Source organism: Stenotrophomonas sp. YAU14D1_LEIMI4_1 (genome assembly GCF_003086815.1).
GTDB lineage: Bacteria > Pseudomonadota > Gammaproteobacteria > Xanthomonadales > Xanthomonadaceae > Stenotrophomonas.
Genome location: NZ_CP025997.1, coordinates 3,446,029 through 3,460,792, shown reverse-complemented (window position 1 = coordinate 3,460,792; position 14,764 = coordinate 3,446,029). Strand labels below are relative to the sequence as shown.

13 protein-coding genes and 1 pseudogene are annotated in these 14,764 nt (G+C 67.6%); 11 read left to right on the top strand and 3 right to left on the bottom strand.

Annotation, left to right across the window (positions count from 1 at the left end):
* The first annotated feature begins 71 nt into the window (after nt 1–71).
* Nucleotides 72–2,993: a TonB-dependent receptor gene (locus C1932_RS16015; protein WP_108762825.1), complete on the top strand. Its 2,922-nt coding sequence runs from the start codon at nt 72–74 to the stop codon at nt 2,991–2,993.
* Nucleotides 2,994–3,059: 66 nt separating this feature from the next.
* Here C1932_RS16015 and C1932_RS16010 read toward each other — a convergent pair whose 3' ends face one another.
* Nucleotides 3,060–3,317, bottom strand: coding sequence for a DUF2789 domain-containing protein (locus C1932_RS16010; RefSeq protein WP_108754064.1), 258 nt, complete (start codon nt 3,315–3,317; stop codon nt 3,060–3,062).
* A gap of 116 nt (nt 3,318–3,433) precedes the next feature.
* Between C1932_RS16010 and C1932_RS16005 the strand changes: the two genes are divergently transcribed.
* The 6 genes and pseudogenes from C1932_RS16005 to C1932_RS15980 all read left to right on the top strand — a co-directional run.
* A complete protein-coding gene (locus C1932_RS16005) occupies nt 3,434–4,009 on the top strand; it encodes a biliverdin-producing heme oxygenase (RefSeq protein ID WP_234412174.1) in 576 nt (191 codons plus the stop codon).
* 31 nt (nt 4,010–4,040) lie between these two features.
* On the top strand, nt 4,041–4,502 hold the full coding sequence (locus C1932_RS16000; protein WP_108762823.1) for a YbaN family protein: 462 nt from the start codon (nt 4,041–4,043) through the stop codon (nt 4,500–4,502).
* Nucleotides 4,489–5,196 (top strand): tonB-system energizer ExbB, encoded by a 708-nt coding sequence (exbB, locus tag C1932_RS15995; protein ID WP_234412172.1) that lies wholly within the window; start codon nt 4,489–4,491, stop codon nt 5,194–5,196. The genes C1932_RS16000 and exbB overlap by 14 nt, the downstream gene beginning before the upstream one ends.
* Nucleotides 5,197–5,203: 7 nt before the next feature.
* Complete coding sequence (gene exbD / locus C1932_RS15990; RefSeq protein WP_108763473.1) at nt 5,204–5,629, top strand: TonB system transport protein ExbD; 426 nt, start codon at nt 5,204–5,206, stop codon at nt 5,627–5,629.
* Nucleotides 5,626–6,345, top strand: a complete 720-nt coding sequence (locus C1932_RS15985; protein WP_108762822.1) for an energy transducer TonB — start codon at nt 5,626–5,628, stop codon at nt 6,343–6,345. Before exbD ends, C1932_RS15985 begins: the two co-directional genes overlap by 4 nt.
* Nucleotides 6,346–6,577: 232 nt before the next feature.
* Nucleotides 6,578–7,413, top strand: a pseudogene (locus C1932_RS15980) (IS110 family transposase); the annotation flags it as partial.
* Between the two features lie 140 nt (nt 7,414–7,553).
* On the opposite strand, the gene C1932_RS15975 reads toward C1932_RS15980, so the two are convergent.
* Nucleotides 7,554–9,581 carry a sodium-translocating pyrophosphatase gene (locus C1932_RS15975; RefSeq protein WP_108754060.1) on the bottom strand — a complete coding sequence of 676 codons (2,028 nt, stop codon included), beginning with the start codon at nt 9,579–9,581 and terminating at the stop codon, nt 7,554–7,556.
* Nucleotides 9,582–9,916: 335 nt separating this feature from the next.
* Here C1932_RS15975 and C1932_RS15970 point away from each other — a divergent pair, with 335 nt between their 5' ends.
* A complete protein-coding gene (locus C1932_RS15970; protein ID WP_108762821.1) occupies nt 9,917–10,420 on the top strand; it encodes a hypothetical protein in 504 nt (167 codons plus the stop codon).
* 59 nt (nt 10,421–10,479) lie between these two features.
* Here C1932_RS15970 and C1932_RS15965 read toward each other — a convergent pair whose 3' ends face one another.
* Entirely contained in the window at nt 10,480–11,736 is a 1,257-nt protein-coding gene (locus C1932_RS15965) for a 6-phosphofructokinase (RefSeq protein WP_108762820.1), read from the bottom strand.
* A gap of 136 nt (nt 11,737–11,872) precedes the next feature.
* Between C1932_RS15965 and C1932_RS15960 the strand changes: the two genes are divergently transcribed.
* The 3 genes from C1932_RS15960 (at nt 11,873) to C1932_RS15950 (ending at nt 14,705) form a co-directional block, all read left to right on the top strand.
* Entirely contained in the window at nt 11,873–12,436 is a 564-nt protein-coding gene (locus tag C1932_RS15960; RefSeq protein ID WP_108750628.1) for an adenylate kinase, read from the top strand.
* Between the two features lie 329 nt (nt 12,437–12,765).
* Nucleotides 12,766–14,130: a UDP-N-acetylmuramate:L-alanyl-gamma-D-glutamyl-meso-diaminopimelate ligase gene (gene mpl, locus C1932_RS15955; protein WP_108762819.1), complete on the top strand. Its 1,365-nt coding sequence runs from the start codon at nt 12,766–12,768 to the stop codon at nt 14,128–14,130.
* Entirely contained in the window at nt 14,127–14,705 is a 579-nt protein-coding gene (locus tag C1932_RS15950; RefSeq protein WP_108750630.1) for an LON peptidase substrate-binding domain-containing protein, read from the top strand. The genes mpl and C1932_RS15950 overlap by 4 nt, the downstream gene beginning before the upstream one ends.
* Nucleotides 14,706–14,764 lie beyond the last annotated feature (59 nt).

Sequence of the window (14,764 nt, the reverse complement as noted above, 5' to 3'; positions counted from 1 at the left end):
GTACGTCGTTGTGTCCGCGCGCTGTGCGGATGACGCCGCGTCCGCGGTAACGCTCTCCTGACAGGTTTCCCATGTACGACTTCTCAAGCCGTGGCCGTCGGCCGCGTCCGTCCCGCCTGTGCATCGCGCTGCTGGCTGCCGGTCTGGCCGCCACCGCGCCTGCCGTCTTTGCCCAGTCCGCACCGCGCGGCGCCGACTCCGCCGTGCAGCGCTTCGATATTCCTGCCCAGTCGCTGGATGAAGCACTGCGCAGCTACATGCGGCAGTCCGGCGTGCAGGTGGCCTATGCCGCAGCGCTCACCGCCGGGCGTACATCGCAGGCGGTCAGTGGCAACCTGCCGGCCAGCCAGGCGCTGTCGCAGCTGCTGCAGGGCACCGGTCTGCTGGCGCGCCCGGTGAGCCCCGATGCGGTCATCCTGGAAGCTGGCGCGCCGCTGCAGGCCGGCGATGATGTGATCGTGACCGACACGCTCAGCGTGGCCGGCGACCCGGTGCAGGGCGGTACGGTCAGTGATGAAGCACGCCTGCTCGACAGTTACCGCACGGTGGGCTCGACCAGCACGATCAACCGCACCACGCTGGAACGCTTCCGCGGCACCTCCACCGGTGACATCGTCAAGGGCGTGGCCGGCGTGACCGCCGGTGATCCGCGCGTCGGCAACGGCTTCGACGTCAACATCCGCGGCATCCAGGGCCAGAGCCGGGTACCGGTCATCATCGACGGCGGCCAGTCCAGCATGGATACCTATCGCGGCTATGCCGGCCAGTCGCAGCGCACCTACCTCGACCCCGACCTGATCTCGCGGCTGACCATCACCAAGGGCCCCAGCCTGCAGGCCAATGCCTCCGGCGGCATCGGCGGCGTGGTGGAAATGGAAACGCTGAACGCGGACGACGTGCTGCGCGAAGGCCGCGACGTGGGCGTGCGTGTGCGCGGCGGCCTGGCCAACGGCAGCGCCAACAACCTGCCGGGCTACGATGCTGCCCCGCGCAGCGACCGCAGCGCCACCGGCAGCCAGTTCTTCAACGTGGCCGCGGCCGGCCACTGGGATCGCTTCGATCTGGTGGCCGCCTACGCCTACCGCGACAATGGCAACTACTTCTCCGGCAAGCACGGCTACGACGATTTCCCGCAGACCCGGCGCACGCTGGCGCCGCTGAACCCGCCGCGCACCGAAGTGTTCAACACCTCCTCGCGCTCGGAATCGGCGCTGCTGAAGGGCACCTGGCGCATCGATGATGCGCAGACCCTGGAACTGGGCTACCGCCGCTACGAGGGCACCGCCGGTGAGATCATGGCCTCGCAGATCATCCGCGTGGACCGCGACCGCGTACCGCAGTGGGACCCGGGCCACGTGGACATGGACAGCTACAGCGCGCGCTACCGTTTCAATCCGGACAGCGACAAGGTTGATCTGCGCATCAACGCCTGGTACACCGACGCCGACAGCGTGATGTACAACAGCCTGACCGGCATCACCCCGTGGTACTTCGACCGCCACACCGAGTGGTACGACGCGCCCAGCTTCAGCGGCAACCCCGGTTACAAGGATGCCTACCGCAATCCGCTGCGGCAGAAGCGCTTCGGCCTGGACGCCAGCAACACCTCGATCTTCGAGACCGGCGCGGGTCGTTTCACCCTGGACTACGGCCTGTCCTACAGCGATGAAGACATCGCGCCGGGCAGCTCCGGCCCGATCATGCAGGACGACCTGGTCAACAACCGCTTCCTGCGCAACGCCTGGCGCAAGGAATACAGCGCGGTGGCCGCGCTGAAGTGGGAGCCCAACGAACACTGGGAACTGACGGCCGGCGGCCGCTGGAACCGCGTGGACGTGCACGACCGCAACCGCCTGGCCACCGTCGATGCCTACGAAGTGCAGGGCCAGTACCGCTACACCGAGCTGCTGAACGGCAACCCGGCGCTGCCGTCGTGGCGTGCGCAGCGCATCGCGCTGCTGAACTGGTACCCGGACGCCAACGGCAACTTCACCCAGGCCTCGCTGCTGGCTTCGCCTTACAAGAAGGGCACGGTGGCCGATCTGGGCGGCTGGAACTTCTACGATGCCGACGCCCCGGAAGACTACGAAGTGCCGGTCAGCTGGACCTGGTCGCAGCCGATCCGGCGCCGTGACAGCGCGTTCTCGCCCACCGCCAGCGTGGCGTTCCGCTTCAGCGACGACGCCATGATCTACCTGAAGTACGCCGAAGGCACCAAGCTGCCCAGCCTGTTCGAAACCACGCTGGGACTGTTCACCGCCGCACGTCCGGTGGCCGAACTGAAGCCGGAAACCGCACACAGCTGGGAGCTGGGCGCCAGTACCATCCACCACGACCTGTTCACTGCCGGCGATCGCCTGGCGCTGAAGCTGGCCTACTTCGACACCCGCATCGACGATCTGATCACCCGCGACTACCGCACCCTGTCGGCCGGGCTGATCCGCAACATCGACCGCTTCAAGGTCTCGGGCATGGAGTTCCAGTCCAGCTATGACAGCGGCACGCTGTTTGCCGATCTGTCCGCGCATTACTACTTCAAGACCAAGACCTGCGCGCCGGACATTGCCGCCGAACGCCGCGCCTATGGCGTGCAGCGGAAGAACGCCGAACTGGCGGCCACCCCCGATTGCGTCGACGGCGGTTTCGAAGGGTCCTACACCAATACGCAGAACCCGCCGCGCTACATGGTCAACCTGACCCTGGGCTCGCGCCTGTTCGACGAGCGCCTGACGTTCGGCACCCGCGTGGTGCACAACGCCGGCCCGATCAGCAAGCTGGACAAGGAATGGAACGTGGGCCTGTCGGCCATCCAGCAGCTGTACCGTCCCACCACCCTGGTGGACGTGTTCGCCAGCTGGGCGTTCAATGACCAGCTGTCGGTGGAAGCGAACGTGGACAACCTGACCGATCGCTACTACCTGGACCCGCTTGCCCTGGGCGTGATGCCGGCCCCGGGCCGCACCGCACGCCTGGCGGTGACCTGGCGGTATTGATCGGCCGGGCAACATCGGGGTCGGATCCCTTTCCTGTGGAAAGGGCTCTGACCCCGGCCTGCGCGCTTACAGACCGCGCGCAGCCTTCACCGCATCTTCGTGCAGCGCCTCGTTCAGCTCGTCAACCACGGTGGTCCAGGCCGCGTCCGCTTCCAGCGATTCGGCCAGGAACTGGCGCTGCGCATCATTCCAGTACGGCGCGTCCACCACCTCCACTTCGGTGGCCAGCTGGTGGCTGCCGATGAACTGGGCGATGCCTTCGGCGCTGGCATCCAGGCCCAGCTGCAGGAACAGATTGGTCATGCGCGGTTCGGTGGTGATCATGGTCGTTACCTGGCGGGTTGGGAACCTGCATTATCGACGCTTGCGCGCTTGGGGAAATCCCCCGTTCAGACGTCTACTGCACGACGCTTCCCCGGGTTCCCTGCATGACCGCCTCCATGACCTCCGAAACCAGCCGCAGCGTGCGGCTCAAGACCGCCACCCGTGACAGCCACGGTGCGCTGGACAAGCGCATCATGGCCGGCGATATCTTCGCCAACCGCAGCAACTTCGCCCGTTTCCTGCGCGTGCAGTACCGCTTCCACCGCAGCATCGACGCGCTGTATGCCAACCCCGCGCTGGATGCGCTGCTGCCGGACCTGCACGAACGCCGCCGCCTGCAGCAGGTGCGCCGCGACCTGCAGGATCTGGAACAGACGCTGCCCGGTGCCGATATCGCCGCGCTGGGCGATGACCTTTCCCTGCCGGCCGCGCTGGGCTGGCTGTACGTGGCCGAGGGCTCCAACCTGGGCGGTACGGTGCTGTACAAGATGGCCGCTGCGCTGGGGCTGGACCGCGACTTCGGCGCGCGCCACCTGGCCGCACACCCCGATGGCGCCGCGCGCCACTGGCGCGAATTCACTGCCGCGCTGGATGCGGTGGTGTTGACCGCCGAGCAGGAACAGCAGGTGATCGACGCCGCCGACACGGCGTTCCGCAGTGTGCATGGCCACGTCGAACGGGAGTTCTGCTGATGCATGGGCGGCCGCTGCAGGCCAGCGCCTGATGCGCTGGCTGTGGTTCGCACTGGGCTGGCTGATGGTGGGCCTGGGGGTGATCGGCGCGCTGCTGCCGGTGATGCCCACCACCATCTTCCTGATCCTGGCGGTGGGCTGTTTCGCACGCAGTTCGCCGAAGTTCGAGCAGCGCCTGCTGGCCCACCCGCGCTATGGCCCGTCGCTGCGCCTGTGGCGTGAACAGGGCGCGGTGTCGCGCAAGGGCAAGGCCTTTGCCAGCGCCGGCATGGCGGTGGGCTTTGCCTTGTTCTGCTGGGGTGCACACCCCTCCTGGCGCCTGCTGCTGGGCGTCGGCCTGTTCTTCGCGGTCAGCGCCGGCTATGTGCTCAGCCGCCCGGCGCCGCGCCCCGATCCCACGCCGCGCCTGCAGATGGATGTGGCCGACCTGCGTGCCGGCCGCCGCCGCGCCGCCCCTGATGCTGATGGACGTAACAACGATGCTGCCTGCTGACCTGGCCCCGATGGCCCCTTCCGCGCTGACCCCCTGGGCCATGTACCTGGCCGCCGATGTGGTGGTCAAAGCGGTGATGATCGCCCTGGCGCTGGCCTCGCTGGCCACCTGGACCGTGCTGCTGGCCAAGGGCTGGGAACTGCAGCGCCAGGCCCGCGCGCTGCGCGCGGCGCGTACGCAGCTGCTGTCTGCGCCGCAGCTGCCGGCAGACCCGCAGGACCCCACGCTGGGGCAGGGCACGGCCGCCGCCATGCTGCTGGCCGCCCGCACCGAACTGCAGTTGTCCGCCGGGCTGGCTGACCGCGCAGGCATCAAGGAGCGCGTGGCCTCACGCCTGGACCGCATCGAACTGGACACCGCGCGCGTGCAGCGCCGCGGTATCGGCGTGCTGGCCAGTATTGGTGCAGTGGCCCCCTTCGTCGGTCTGTTCGGCACGGTGTGGGGCATCATGAACAGCTTCATCGGCATTGCCCACAGCAACACCACCAACCTGGCCGTGGTGGCACCGGGCATCGCCGAGGCCTTGCTGGCCACCGCGCTTGGCCTGGTGGCTGCGATTCCGGCGGTGCTGGTCTACAACCACTTCAGTCGCGTGCTGGCCGGCCTGCGCGGCCTGCTGGGCGATCTGTCGGCGGGCGTGCAGCAACTGGTCTCGCGTGATCTGGACCGCGCTGCACAGCGCGGCATCGGTTGAGGCGGGCATGGCGATCAGGACCGCGTCCGAGCGTGACGATACGCCGGAAGAAGCACACGAAATCAACGTCACGCCCTTCATCGACGTGATGCTGGTGCTGCTGATCATCTTCATGGTGGCCGCACCGCTGGCCACCGTGTCGGTGCCGGTGCAGTTGCCGGCCAGCAGCGCGCAGGCCGCGCCCAGCGAGCAGGCGCCGGTGTATGTGACCGTGCAGGCCGATCTGTCGCTGCGCGTGGGCGAGCAGGCGGTCACGCGCGAGGGTCTGGCAGCGGCGCTGCAGGCCGCGACCAAGGGTGACACCGGGCAACGCATCCATCTGCGCGCCGACACGCAGGTGGCCTACGGTGAGCTGATGGCCACGCTGGATGCGCTGCGCGCTGCCGGATATCTGAAAGTGGCGCTGGTCGGACTGGAGCAGGGCGCCCGATGAGCGGACTGCGGCGCTGGGCGACCAGCCTGGCGATCGTACTGCTGGTGCATGCGCTGCTGATCGGCGTGGCCTGTTGGTGGGCGGCGCGCGCATCGGTGCAGCCCCCCGTGGCGGCGCCGGCGGCCTTGATGCTGGAACTGGCACCAATGGCACAGGCCCCGCCCGTGCCGCCGCGCGAGGTCGCCAGCGGGCCGCTGCAGCAGCAACAGCAGCGGCAGGCAACGAAGCCGGTGCAGCACCAACAACCCCAGGTGCCCGTGCAGCCGCAGGGCGATCTGCCGCCGCCGCGCGCGCCGCAGCCACGCCCGTCGCCGGACACCGCCGATGCCAACGTCGCCCAGACCAGCGCGCCGCCGCAGGTCGCCGCCGATGCAGGGACGCGTTACGCCGCGCCGCAGACCACGGCGGGGCAGCCCAGTACCGCCAACGCCACCTGGCAGGGCCTGCTGCTGGGCCATCTGCAGCAGCACCGGCGCTATCCACGGCAGTCCGAACGGCTGCGCCAGCAGGGTGTTGCATATGTGCGGTTCGCGGTGTTTCGCGATGGTCGGGTGACCGCGGCGCGTATTGAACGCAGCAGTGGCCACGCGCTGTTGGACCGGGAAACGCTGGACACCGTTGCGCGCGCCAGCCCGGTTCCGGCGCCGCCGGCGGAGGTGGCCGGCGACCCGGTGCAGGTGATGGTGCCGGTGTCGTTCTTCCTGCGCGGGCGTTGACCGCATCCACGCATGGCGTGGATCTTATCTCTTGCCGATCTGGCACCTTGGGTGCCGAGAGCCCGGCGTGGGCGACCGTGTGGATCCAGGTCTTGCGACCGTGAAGTAGCTTGGGTCCCCACGCCGGATTCTCCCTGAACCGCCCGAACAGTTGGTTGAGTTGGCGCTCGAACTGATAAGACTGGGCAAGCGGGGGGAGCTCTCGACCCTGTCAGCCTAGCGGAGTTCTGCCATGTTTGGGTTCGGGATCGATGTCAGCAAAGCCACGCTGGATGTGGCTGTCCATGAAGAGCAATTTCGCCAATTCAGCAACGACAAGCGTGGCTTTGTCAGTCTGATTGGGTGGCTGAAGAAGTGGCCCATCAAGCAGGTTGTTCTTGAGGCCAGCGGGGGTTACGAGCATGCCGTCCTGGATGCTTTGCACGCTGCCGGTCTACCCATGGTGCGCATCAACCCGGCGCGGGCACGACGGTTTGCCCAAGGCACCGGCCGGGCTGCAAAAACCGATCGGCTCGATGCCACGGTGCTGGCCGAGATGCCCATTTGTTGAAACTGACTCGCTATGTGCCACCCGTACCTTGGCAACAGCGTTTGGCTGAATTTGCGCAGTGCCGTAGGCATCTTGTGCAGATGAGGGTCAGTGAAACGCAGCGCTTGCGGCGTTTGGTTGATCCGGCTCTGATCGCACTAAAGCAACGCCATATAGCTCAGTTGTCTGAAGACCTGAAGCAATTGGATAGAGCTATCGCTGAGCAGCTTGAAGGACAGCCGGGCTGGAAAGAGATCGGCTCACTCAAGGGCGTCGGACCAATTCTTGTCAGTACCCTTGCCTGCGAGTTGCCCGAGCTCGGCAGCTTGGGGGGCAAAGCCATTGCATCACTGGTGGGGGTGGCCCCAATGAACCGTGAAAGCGGCACCTGGCATGGCCAGCGGCGCATCAGTGGCGGGCGCGCGGTGGTACGCGAAGCCCTTTACATGGCGGCCCTGACGGCCATCCGGTACGAGCCGAAACTCCGCGATTTCTATGCGGGGCTGAAAGCCAAGGGTAAGGCGAGCAAGGTGGCCCTCGGCAGCCCCTGACAAGACAGTTGCTACTGCGGGGTCGGAGCCCTTTCCGCCGGTAGAGTCGAGCTTGCTCGACTGCTCTTGCTGGCGATGCCAAAAGCAGTCGAGCAAGCTCGACTCTACACATCGGTTACCGCAGGGCGTTACAGCAGCGGCACCAGCAGCAGCGCCACGATGTTGATGATCTTGATCAGCGGATTGATCGCCGGCCCGGCGGTGTCCTTGTACGGGTCACCCACGGTATCGCCGGTCACCGCGGCCTTGTGCGCCTCGCTGCCCTTGCCGCCGAAGTGGCCATCTTCGATGTACTTCTTGGCGTTGTCCCAGGCGCCGCCGCCGGTGGTCATGGAAATGGCCACGAACAGGCCGGTCACGATGGTGCCGATCAGCAGCCCGCCCAATGCGCGTGGCCCCAGCAGCAGGCCGACCACCACCGGTACGGCCACCGGCAGCAGCGAGGGCACGATCATTTCGCGGATGGCCGAGCGGGTCAGCATGTCCACCGCCTTGTCGTACTGCGGTTTGCCGGTGCCCTGCATGATGCCGGGGATGTCGCGGAACTGCCGGCGCACTTCCTCCACCACCGCGCCGGCTGCGCGGCCGACCGCCTCCATCGCCATCGCGCCGAACAGGTAGGGAATCAGGCCGCCGATCAGCAGGCCGATGATCACCGTGTGGTCGCTCAGGTCGAAGCGGAATTCCTGGCCCGGATTGGCCGCCTGCAGGTTGTGGGTGTAGTCGGCGAACAGCACCAGCGCGGCCAGCGCCGCCGAGCCGATCGCATAGCCCTTGGTGACGGCCTTGGTGGTGTTGCCCACCGCATCCAGCGGATCGGTGATGTCGCGGATCTCCGAGGGCAGCTCGGCCATTTCGGCAATGCCGCCGGCGTTGTCGGTGATCGGACCGTAGGCGTCCAAGGCCACGATCATGCCGGCCATCGACAGCATCGCGGTGGCGGCGATGGCGATGCCGTACAGGCCGGCCAGCGCGTAGGCGCCCCAGATTGCCGCACAGACGGCCACCACGGGCAGGGCGGTGGATTTCATCGAAATGCCGAGGCCGGCGATGATGTTGGTGCCATGGCCGGTGGTCGAGGCCTGCGCCACATGCTGCACCGGCTTGTACTGGGTGCCGGTGTAGTACTCGGTGATCCACACGATCAGGCCGGTCAGCACCAGGCCGATCAGCGCGCAGCCGTACAGGGCAATCGGCCCGTGCACGTTGTCGCTCATCAGCCCGGTGGTGATCGGGTAGAACGCGATGGCCGCCAGCACGCCGGACACGATCACGCCCTTGTACAGCGCGCCCATGATCGAGCCGCCTGGCTTCACCTTCACGAACAGCGCGCCGATGATCGACGCGATGATCGACACGCCGCCCAGCACCAGCGGGTACAGCACCGCATTGGCGCCGGCTTCGCTCAGCATCAGGCTGCCCAGCAGCATGGTGGCGATGACGGTGACCGCGTAGGTTTCGAACAGGTCGGCGGCCATGCCGGCGCAGTCGCCCACGTTGTCGCCCACGTTGTCGGCGATCACCGCCGGGTTGCGCGGGTCATCCTCGGGAATGCCGGCTTCCACCTTGCCGACCAGATCGGCGCCGACGTCGGCGCCCTTGGTGAAGATGCCACCGCCCAGCCGCGCGAAGATCGAGATCAGCGACGAGCCGAAGGCCAGGCCCACCAGCGCGTGCAGGGCCTGGTCCATCGGCAGCCCCAGCCGCAGCAGCAGGGCGTAGTAACCGGCCACACCCAGCAGGCCCAGGCCGACCACCAGCATGCCGGTGATCGCGCCACCACGGAACGCCACGTCCATCGCTGCGCTGATGCCGTGGCGCGCCGCTTCGGCCGTGCGCACGTTGGCCCGCACCGACACATTCATGCCGATGTAGCCGGCCGCACCGGACAGGACCGCACCGACGGCAAAGCCGATCGCCGTGTACCAGCTCAGGAACACGCCCACCAGCACGAACAGCACCACGCCGGCCACGCCGATGGTCAGGTACTGGCGGTTCAGATAGGCGCGTGCGCCTTCCTGGATCGCCGTTGCAATGGCGACCATGCGTTCGTTGCCGGTGGGTTGGCGCAGGATCCAGCGCGCCGAGACGATGCCAAACAGGATGGCGAGGACAGCGCAGCCCAGCGCCAGTGACAGCCCATGACGTTCCAGCATTAGACCCCTCCGCAGATTGGATGATGAGCATCCAGTGGCGATGAACTTCACCACGAAGGGGACGACGGGCTGCAGCCTGGAACCAACCCGTGCCGACCATGGCGGTCGTCCAACGTATGGCGGTGTTCAGCATTCCCTGGTGCCCGCAGTATGCGTCCCACCTTCTGTAGAGTCGAGCCGCGCCGCATGACCCGTGGGCGCCCTTCAGATGAACGCATCGCCATGCGTGCGGAACCCGCCGCCGGGCCATGGTCATGCTTTGAGGGCCACAGACCCTTTGCACCCCGTTAAGCCACGCTCTGCAAGCCTGCGCACAGTCCCGTAGGAGAACTCCCATGCGCCTTCCCCTGTTGCTGATCGCCGTGCTGGCCCCTGCATTGCCGGCGCTGGCGGCCGAAACCCCGGAACTGCAGCGCGCCGTGGGTGCGCCGCAGGCGGTGGGCGCCACGCACACGCTGCGGCAGATTCCCGAAGCCTGCGCACGCCTGGAAGGCGCCTTCACCGGCCAGGCGGCCGAGCCGTACCGCTTCGCCGCGGTGCGCACCAGCGAACAGTGCCAGCCACGCGCGCGCTTCGTCGATTACGCCAAGGCCCAACCCAGTGCGGACAAGGGCTGGAAGCTCAATGATGTGATCCGCGTGCCCAATGCCACCTGCCCGGCGCAGCAGGCCGTGGTGCGGGTGTGGCGCCTGCCGGTGAACAACACCCAGGCGCTGGATGGCCAGGGCCAGTCGCGCATCTATCTGGAAGAAGCGAAGAAGCAGGCCGCCGCCGGCAAGATCCCGCAGGTGACGATGTTCGCCGCGCAGCTGCAGATGGAAGGCAAGGCCTGCCCGTAGACCGCGTGGTCAGAGCCCGTTGCAGGCAACGGGATCCGACCGCGGTTCGGTACCGGCTTCTAGCCTTCGAACGCGGGCAGCTTCTTCTTCACCGCCACGTTCTTCAGCGTTACGTACTTGGGCAGGCCATCGCTGCCATAGGGCAGCGGCGCTTCGCCCTTGATCAGCGGCGACAGGTAGGCGCGTGCCTTGGCGGTGATGCCGAAGCCATCGCGGCGGATGAAGCCGGCCGGCATCTTTTTCTCATGGTTGGCGATCTTCGACAGTGGTGCCGCTTCGATCTTCCAGCGGTAGGGCGCATCGCTGCTGCGCACGATCACCGGCATCACCCCGTTCTGGCCCTTCAGCGCCAGCTGCACGGCCGCCTTGCCCACCGCCTGCGCCTGTTCCCAATCGGTCTTGCTGGCCAGGTGGCGGGCCGAACGCTGCAGGTAGTCGGGCAGTGCCCAGTGCACCTTCAGGCCCAGCTGGTCCTTCACCCGGCCCGCCAGGTGCGCGGCCACGCCGCCCAGCTGTGAATGCCCGAACGAATCCTTGCCGCCACCGGCATCGGCCACGAAGCGGCCGTCGGCGGTGGCGATGCCTTCGGAGGCCACCACCACGCAGTAGCCCACCCGTTCCACCACCGCCTTCACCTTGGCCAGGAACGCGGCCTCGTCGTAGGCGCGCTCGGGCAGCAGGATGATGTGCGGGGCTTCGTCCTCGCCATTGCCGGCCAGGCCGGCAGCGGCGGCCAGCCAGCCGGCATGGCGGCCCATCGCCTCGTAGATGAACACCCGGGTGGAGGTCTCGGCCATGGCCGCCACGTCCAGCGCCGCCTCGCGCACCGACACGGCGGTGTACTTGGCCGCCGAACCGAAGCCTGGGCAGGTATCAGTCACTGCCAGATCGTTGTCGATGGTCTTGGGCACGCCGATGCAGGTCAGGTCATAGCCCGACGCCTTGGCCAGCTGCGAAACCTTCAGCGCGGTGTCGGCCGAATCGTTGCCGCCGTTGTACAGGAACCAGCGCACATCGTGGGCGCGCAGCACCTCCAGCAGGCGGTCATAGCGGGCGCGGTCGGCGTCGAGGGATTTCAGCTTGAAGCGGCACGAGCCGAAGGCGCCGCCCGGGGTGTGGGCCAGCGCGCGGATGGCCGCGGCACTTTCCTTGCTGGTGTCGATCAGCTCTTCGCGCAGGGCACCGAGGATGCCGTTGCGCGCCGCCAGGACCTTGATGCCCTTGGCCCGGGCCTGCTCGATCACGGCCGCCGCCGAGGCATTGATGACGGCGGTGACGCCGCCAGACTGGGCGTAGAGGAGGGTGCCGTTGCGCATGCTTCTACCTGCTGGTACGAGTGGACATTGCAGGGACATTACCCGGATGCGGTAAAGTGGCGCTATTGCGGTGCAGCGATACCGGCCCGTCCGGTGCGCGAACCTTCTTTGTTTTCAACACGTTGGAGTCAGGTCAATGCGATTGGTTCTGTTGGGACCGCCCGGTTCGGGCAAGGGGACGCAGGCGACGCGCCTGAAGGAAAAGCTGGGCATCGCCCACATTTCGACCGGTGACATGCTGCGCGCTGAAATCGCCGCGGGCTCGGAACTGGGCAAGCAGGCCAAGGCGGTGATGGATGCCGGCAACCTGGTGTCGGACGACATCCTGCTGGGCATGCTCGAGTCGCGCCTGACCCAGGCCGATGTCGCCAAGGGCTTCATCCTGGACGGCTACCCGCGCAACGTGGCCCAGGCCAATGCGATGGACGGCCTGCTGGCCAAGATCGGCAAGCCGCTGGACGCCGTGGTGCAGCTGGACGTGGCCACCGAGCTGCTGGTCGAGCGCATTGCCGGCCGTGCCCAGGAGCAGGGCCGCGCCGACGACAACCCCGAATCGGTGCGCCAGCGCCTGCAGGTCTACAACGACCAGACCGCCCCGGTGGTCGACTTCTACGCCGGCCGTGGCACCCTGGCCCGCGTCGATGGCGTGGGCGAGCTGGACGAGATCGAAGCCCGCATCCTGGCGGCGATCCAGCACTGAAACCGTCGGGCCGGCCATGCCGCCGGCCCCTTCGGGTACAAAAACACAGGCCTGATCCTTGCGGATCAGGCCTGTGTCGTTTCATAGGCGCCAGCGGAAGGCTTGCTCAAGGCCCCGCAGCATGAGCTCCCTTGGGGATGGCCTCTTGGGGAGTAGGACCGGTTCGGGTACTGCGGCTGGCGTTCTGAATTGTGTACGGGTTCACATAACATCGCTATCAGGAATTCCCCGACAGACGATTGGACTTTTCTCATAGTGGATGTAGGACTTGTCTGACCCTGATGCTGACAATGGCCCGATACAGCCGTGATCGGTCACAATCCCCGCTCATGAGCAACGTACATATCCTTGCAATCGCCGGCACCTTCATGGGCGGCGTGGCCGCGCTGGCGCGGGAACTGGGCCATGCGGTCAGCGGCAGCGACCAGGCCATCTACCCGCCCATGTCCACCCAGCTGGAACAGCTGGGCATCACCCTGGACCAGGGCTACCGGGCCGACAGCGTGCCCGCGGGCACCGACCAGGTCGTGGTGGGCAACGCCCTGTCGCGCGGCAACCCGGCCGTGGAAGCGGTGCTGGACCGGGGCCAGCGCTACATCTCCGGCGCGCAGTGGCTGGCCGAGCAGGTGCTGCCAGCCCGTGACACCCTGGCCGTGGCCGGCACCCACGGCAAGACCACCACCACCACCATCCTCACCTGGCTGCTGGAAAGCGCCGGGCGCGCGCCGGGCTTCCTGATCGGCGGCGTTGCCGAGGACTTCGGCGTATCGGCGCGGGTAGGCCAGGGCCGCGAGTTCGTGGTCGAGGCCGACGAGTACGACACCGCCTTCTTCGACAAGCGCAGCAAGTTCGTGCATTACCGGCCGCTGGTGGCCATCCTCAACAACCTTGAGTACGACCACGCCGACATCTTCCCCGACGTGGCCGCGATCCAGCGCCAGTTCCACCACCTGGTGCGCACCGTGCCCGCGCGCGGTCGCCTGATCGTGAACGGCGAGGACCGCTACCTGGCCGAAGTACTGGCGATGGGCTGCTGGACCCCGGTCGAGCGCTTCGGCTTCGACCCGTCGCTGGAATGGCATGCCGAACTGCTGGCTGCCGATGGCAGTGCCTTCCGCGTGCACCACCGCGGCCAGGCGCTGGGCGATGTGCAGTGGTCGCTGCTGGGCCGCCACAACGTGCTCAACGGGCTGGCCGCGCTGGCCGCCGCGCATGCGGTGGGCGTGGCCCCGGCCGAGGTCATTCCGGCCCTGGCGCGCTTCAGCAGCGTCAAGCGCCGCATGGAAGTGATCGGCAGCTACGACGGCATCACCATCTACGACGATTTCGCCCACCACCCGACCGCGATCGCCACCACCCTGGAAGGCCTGCGTGCCAAGGTCGGCGATGCGCGCATCGTGGTGGCCATGGAACCGCGCAGCAATTCGATGCGGCTGGGTGCCCATGCGCAGGCGCTGGCGCCGTCGCTGGCGCTGGCCGACGAGGTGGTGTTCCTGCATCGCCCGGAACTGGCCTGGGACGCCGCCGCAGTGATCGCCGCAGTGCGTGGCGCGGCGCACGCGGTGCCCGATACCGATGCGCTGCTGGCCCGCTTGCAGGCCGATGTGCGCAGCGGCGACCACGTGGTGTTCATGTCCAACGGCGGCTTCGACGCCGCGCCGCGCCGGCTGCTGGCCGCGCTGCAGGGCCGATGAGCGCCGATACCGCGCTGCCGCTGTTCCCGCTGCACACCGCGCTGGTGCCGGGCGCGGTGCTGGGCCTGCGCGTGTTCGAACGGCGCTACCTGGACCTGGTGCGCGACTGCGGGCGCAGCGGCGAAGGCTTCGGCGTGTGCCTGATCCTGGACGGCCAGGAAGTGGGTGAGCCGGCTACCCCGGCCGCCTACGGCGTGCAGGTGCGCATCGAGGATTTCGACGTGGGCGCCGATGGCGTGCTGCAGCTGCGGCTGCGTGGCACCCGCCGCTTCCATGTCGAGCGCACGCGGGTGCGCGACAACGGCCTGGTGGTGGCCGACGTGCGCTGGTGCGATGAGGATCCCGACGACGAGCTGCGGCCGCAGCACGCGCTGCTGGCCACCGTGCTGGGGCACATCATCGAACAGGCCGGCGAGGCCTATGCGCCGGCCACGCCGGCGTTGCTGGACCAGGCCAGCTGGGTGGGCTGGCGCCTGGCCGAACTGTTGCCGCTGGCCGAACAGCAGCGCCTGCAGCTGCTGCAGCTGGACGACCCGCACCAGCGCCTGCAGCAGCTGCTGGGCTGGATGCCGTAAACCGCGGCGTTCGGTAGGTGCGCACGCTCGGTGTGCCATCCACGCATGGCGTGGATCTA

What these genes read in the sequence shown, in the direction of transcription:
- C1932_RS16015 (WP_108762825.1), top strand. Translation starts at nt 72, where the DNA reads ATGTACGACTTCTCAAGCCGTGGCCGTCGGCCGCGTCCGTCCCGCCTG.
- C1932_RS16010 (WP_108754064.1), bottom strand. Translation starts at nt 3,317, where the DNA reads ATGATCACCACCGAACCGCGCATGACCAATCTGTTCCTGCAGCTGGGC.
- C1932_RS16005 (WP_234412174.1), top strand. Translation starts at nt 3,434, where the DNA reads ATGACCTCCGAAACCAGCCGCAGCGTGCGGCTCAAGACCGCCACCCGT.
- C1932_RS16000 (WP_108762823.1), top strand. Translation starts at nt 4,041, where the DNA reads ATGCGCTGGCTGTGGTTCGCACTGGGCTGGCTGATGGTGGGCCTGGGG.
- exbB (WP_234412172.1), top strand. Translation starts at nt 4,489, where the DNA reads ATGCTGCCTGCTGACCTGGCCCCGATGGCCCCTTCCGCGCTGACCCCC.
- exbD (WP_108763473.1), top strand. Translation starts at nt 5,204, where the DNA reads ATGGCGATCAGGACCGCGTCCGAGCGTGACGATACGCCGGAAGAAGCA.
- C1932_RS15985 (WP_108762822.1), top strand. Translation starts at nt 5,626, where the DNA reads ATGAGCGGACTGCGGCGCTGGGCGACCAGCCTGGCGATCGTACTGCTG.
- C1932_RS15975 (WP_108754060.1), bottom strand. Translation starts at nt 9,581, where the DNA reads ATGCTGGAACGTCATGGGCTGTCACTGGCGCTGGGCTGCGCTGTCCTC.
- C1932_RS15970 (WP_108762821.1), top strand. Translation starts at nt 9,917, where the DNA reads ATGCGCCTTCCCCTGTTGCTGATCGCCGTGCTGGCCCCTGCATTGCCG.
- C1932_RS15965 (WP_108762820.1), bottom strand. Translation starts at nt 11,736, where the DNA reads ATGCGCAACGGCACCCTCCTCTACGCCCAGTCTGGCGGCGTCACCGCC.
- C1932_RS15960 (WP_108750628.1), top strand. Translation starts at nt 11,873, where the DNA reads ATGCGATTGGTTCTGTTGGGACCGCCCGGTTCGGGCAAGGGGACGCAG.
- mpl (WP_108762819.1), top strand. Translation starts at nt 12,766, where the DNA reads ATGAGCAACGTACATATCCTTGCAATCGCCGGCACCTTCATGGGCGGC.
- C1932_RS15950 (WP_108750630.1), top strand. Translation starts at nt 14,127, where the DNA reads ATGAGCGCCGATACCGCGCTGCCGCTGTTCCCGCTGCACACCGCGCTG.